The organism is Streptomyces sp. NTH33, assembly GCF_003236365.1.
Taxonomy (GTDB): domain Bacteria; phylum Actinomycetota; class Actinomycetes; order Streptomycetales; family Streptomycetaceae; genus Streptomyces.
This window is the reverse complement of sequence record NZ_POTZ01000592.1, coordinates 1-3,563: the sequence shown is the minus strand read 5'-3', so window position 1 is coordinate 3,563 and position 3,563 is coordinate 1. Positions and strand designations below refer to the sequence as shown.

At 69.7% G+C, this 3,563-nt stretch carries 4 protein-coding genes and 1 pseudogene; 3 read left to right on the top strand and 2 right to left on the bottom strand.

The annotated features are described in order from the left end of the window. Positions 1 to 211: hypothetical protein (locus tag C1I97_RS42035; RefSeq protein WP_258382860.1), on the bottom strand; the 211-nt coding region annotated here is incomplete at its 3' end. Here C1I97_RS42035 and C1I97_RS33450 point away from each other — a divergent pair. From C1I97_RS33450 to C1I97_RS33440, 3 genes and pseudogenes are all read left to right on the top strand, one after another. Further along, positions 147 to 1,163, top strand: a pseudogene (locus C1I97_RS33450) (ABC transporter substrate-binding protein); the annotation flags it as partial. The gene C1I97_RS42035 and the pseudogene C1I97_RS33450 sit on opposite strands and share 65 nt — an antisense overlap. Positions 1,164 to 1,169: 6 nt before the next feature. Next, positions 1,170 to 2,453 (top strand): ABC transporter permease, encoded by a 1,284-nt coding sequence (locus C1I97_RS33445; protein WP_111006779.1) that lies wholly within the window; start codon positions 1,170 to 1,172, stop codon positions 2,451 to 2,453. Beyond that, entirely contained in the window at positions 2,453 to 3,292 is an 840-nt protein-coding gene (locus tag C1I97_RS33440) for a carbohydrate ABC transporter permease (protein WP_111006778.1), read from the top strand. Before C1I97_RS33445 ends, C1I97_RS33440 begins: the two co-directional genes overlap by 1 nt. 85 nt (positions 3,293 to 3,377) lie before the next feature. On the opposite strand, the gene C1I97_RS33435 is transcribed toward C1I97_RS33440, so the two are convergent. Continuing rightward, positions 3,378 to 3,563 (bottom strand): 6-phosphogluconolactonase (locus C1I97_RS33435; RefSeq protein ID WP_181447025.1); only part of this gene is annotated, 186 nt, incomplete at its 5' end.

Sequence of the window (3,563 nt, the reverse complement as noted above, 5' to 3'; positions counted from 1 at the left end):
CACGGACTCCCCGCTGTTCGAGTTCGACCAGGTCGTCTGCACCCCGCACCTCGGCGCGTCGACGGACGAGGCCCAGGAGAAGGCCGGTATCGCGGTCGCCAGGTCGGTGCGCCTCGCCCTCGCCGGTCGGCGTCCAGCTCGGCGGCGAGTTCGCCAAGAAGGGCTGGCTCAAGCCGCTGTCCGACACCACCCAGAAGTCGGTGGACGCCAACTTCGCGCCCGTGTGGAAGAAGTACGGCAGCGTCGACGACACCCTGTACGGCCTGTACTTCAAGGCCGCCCACAAGTCGACCGTCTGGTACAGCCCCGACGCGTTCGACCAGGCCGGGGTCAAGCCGCCCAAGACGTACGACGAGATGCTCGACACCGGACGCACCATCTCCGACTCCGGGCTCGCCGCCTTCGCGGTCGCCGGCCAGGACGGCTGGACCCTGACCGACTGGTTCGAGAACGTCTACCTCTCCCAGGCCGGCCCCGAGAAGTACGACGCCCTCGCCGCGCACGAGCTGAAGTGGACCGACGACAGCGTCGTCAAGGCACTCACCACGCTCGGCAAGCTGTTCAAGGACAAGCAGCTGATCGCGGGCGGCCAGAAGGGTGCCCTCAACACCGACTTCCCGGGCTCGGTGGAGAAGGTCTTCGGTCCCAAGGCCGAGGCCGGCATGGTCTACGAGGGCGACTTCGTCGCCGGCGTGGCCCACGACCAGTTCGGCAGGACCATCGGCGAGGACGCGGACTTCTTCCCGTTCCCGCCGGTCGACGGCGGCAACGCCCCGGTCGTCAGCGGCGGTGACGCGGCGGTCGTCCTCAAGGACGGCAAGAACGCCAAGGCCGGCATGAAGCTCCTGGAGTACCTGGCCACCCCGGAGGCCGCGGCCGTCTGGGCCAAGGCCGGCGGCTTCCTGTCCCCGAACAAGAACGTCGACCCCGCCTCCTACGGTGACGACGTCACCCGCGCCACCGCCAAGTCCCTGATCGAGTCCGGTGACGCGGACGCGGTCCGGTTCGACATGTCCGACCAGGCCCCGGCGGCCTTCGGCGGCACCAGCGGCGCCGGCGAGTGGAAGCTCCTGCAGGACTTCCTGCGCGACCCGTCGGACCCGAAGGGCACGGCGGCGAAGCTGGAGGCCGCGGCGGCCAAGGCGTACCAGAACCAGGGCTGACCCGACATGACCTCCACGCTCGCGAAGGAGAAGGGCGCGAGCCCCCCGCCGCAGTCGCCGCGCGCGCTGGTCGTCTATCCGGTGCTGTTCTCCGTCGGCCGGAGCCTCTTCGACGCTTCCGGCACCCGGTTCGTCGGCGCGGACAACTACACCGAGATGTTCCGCAACCCGGCGACGCTCAAAGCCATCCGGAACACCACGATCTGGGTGGTCGTGGCTCCGGTGCTGCTCACCGGGCTCGGGCTGATCCTCGCCGTCCTGGTGGAGAAGGTCCGCTGGGCGACGGCGTTCAAGCTGCTGCTGTTCATGCCGATGGCCGTGTCCTTCCTGGCCGCCGGCATCATCTTCCGGCTCGCCTACGACGAGGACCCGGACAAGGGCGTGCTCAACGCCGCCGTGGTCTCCGTGCACGACCTCTTCAAGGACTCCTCGTCGTATCCGGCCGCCCGCGCCCGCGAGGGGCACGGGCTGACCAAGGGCGGCGACGGCTCGTACAGCACCCGTGCCGGCCTGTCGCCGGGCGACACGGTGCACCTGCCGATGGTCGGCGTGCTGCCCAAGGACCTGCCGGGCGGCGCCGAACCGGCGTCCGCGGCGGCCGGTGAGAAGGCCGCGGCGGACGAGCTGCGCGGTGTCGTCTACCTGGACTTCACCCCCGGCGGAGGCGGCACCCGGGGCAAGGTCGACAGCGGCGAGAGCGGACTGCCCGGCATGAAGGTCGAGGCCGTGCGCGACGGGCGGACCGTCGCGAGCACCACGACCGCCTCCGACGGCTCCTTCCACTTCGGGGGCCTGAAGACGGGGTCGTACGCGGTGAAGCTGCCCGAGTCCAACTTCGCCCCGCCCTACCAGGGCGTCTCCTGGCTCGGGCCGACGCTGGTCACCCCCATGATCATCGGGGCGTACCTGTGGATCTGGACCGGGTTCGCGATGGTGCTGATCGGCGCCGGACTGTCCGCGCTGCCGCGGGACGCGCTGGAGGCGGCGCGCATCGACGGGGCGAACGAGTGGCAGATCTTCCGCCGGATCACCGTGCCGCTGCTCGCGCCCGTCCTGACGGTCGTCTTCGTCACCCTCGTGATCAACGTGATGAAGGTCTTCGACCTCGTCTACATCATCGCGCCCGGCCCGGTGCAGGAGGACGCCACCGTACTGGCGACCCAGATGTGGCTGGTGTCCTTCGGCGGCGGCAACAACCAGGGCCTCGGCAGCGCGCTCGGCGTGCTCCTGCTGCTCCTGGTGATCCCCGCGATGGTGTTCAACGTCCGCCGTTTCCGAAGGAGTCAGTGATGAACGCGATCAGGCGGGGCCTGGGACACTGGCTCGTCCAGGCGTTCCTCGTGGTGATCGGGCTGATCTGGCTGACTCCGCTCGCGGGGCTGTTCGTGTCGTCGCTGCGGTCGGCGGAGGACACCGCGAAGGGCGGCTGGTGGACGGCGTTCGCCAACCCGGCGCAGCTCTCGTTCGACAACTACTCGGCGCTGCTGAAGAACGCGGGCATGACGCAGGCGTTCTGGAACACCGTGCTGATCTCGGTGCCGACGACCGTTCTCGTCGTCATCGTCGCGGCGCTCGCCGGGTATGCCTTCGCATGGCTGGACTTCCCGGGGCGGGACCCGCTGTTCCTGCTGGTCGTGGCGCTGCTGGTGGTGCCCGTGCAGATCGGGCTGCTGCCGGTCGCCAAGATGTTCGGGCAGCTGGGGCTGTTCGGCACGATTCCCGGTGTGGTTCTTTTCCACGTGGCCTACGGGCTGCCGTTCGCGGTGTTCCTGCTGCGGAACTACTTCGCCGAGATGCCGAAGGAGATGCTGGAGGCCGCCCGGATGGACGGCGGCAACGAGTGGCGGATCTTCACCCGGCTGGTGCTGCCGGTGGGGCGGCCGGCGATTGCCAGCCTCGCCATCTTCCAGTTCCTGTGGGTGTGGAACGACATGCTGGTGGCGTTGCTGTTCGCGGACACGTCGTCGCAGCCGTTGACGGTGGAACTGCAGTCGCAGATCCGGCAGTTCGGCAGCAACATCGACGTGCTGGCGCCGGGGGCGTTCCTGTCGCTGGTGGTGCCGGTGGTCGTGTTCTTCGCCTTCCAGCGGCACTTCGTGCAAGGGGTGATGGCGGGGTCGGTGAAGTGAGGGGCGGGGGCCCCGCCCCCGCCCCCCACGGAAAGGTGGGTGGGCGAAGACTCAGGAGTCTTCGCCCACCCGCCTTTTTGTCCTTCTACGCCGACGCCGGCGGATACAGCGACCTCGGCAGCTGCGAGGCCGCCGGGGTGTCCAGGAGCCACAGGGTGCGGGCGCGGCCCTGCGCGCCCGCGGCCGGGGCCTGGATCTCGCCCGCGCCCGAGAGGGCCATGGCCACCGCGTTCGCCTTGTCCTCGCCCGCCGCCAGCAGCCAGACCTCACG

What these genes read in the sequence shown, in the direction of transcription:
- C1I97_RS33440 (WP_111006778.1), top strand. Translation starts at nt 2,453, where the DNA reads ATGAACGCGATCAGGCGGGGCCTGGGACACTGGCTCGTCCAGGCGTTC.
- C1I97_RS33445 (WP_111006779.1), top strand. Translation starts at nt 1,170, where the DNA reads ATGACCTCCACGCTCGCGAAGGAGAAGGGCGCGAGCCCCCCGCCGCAG.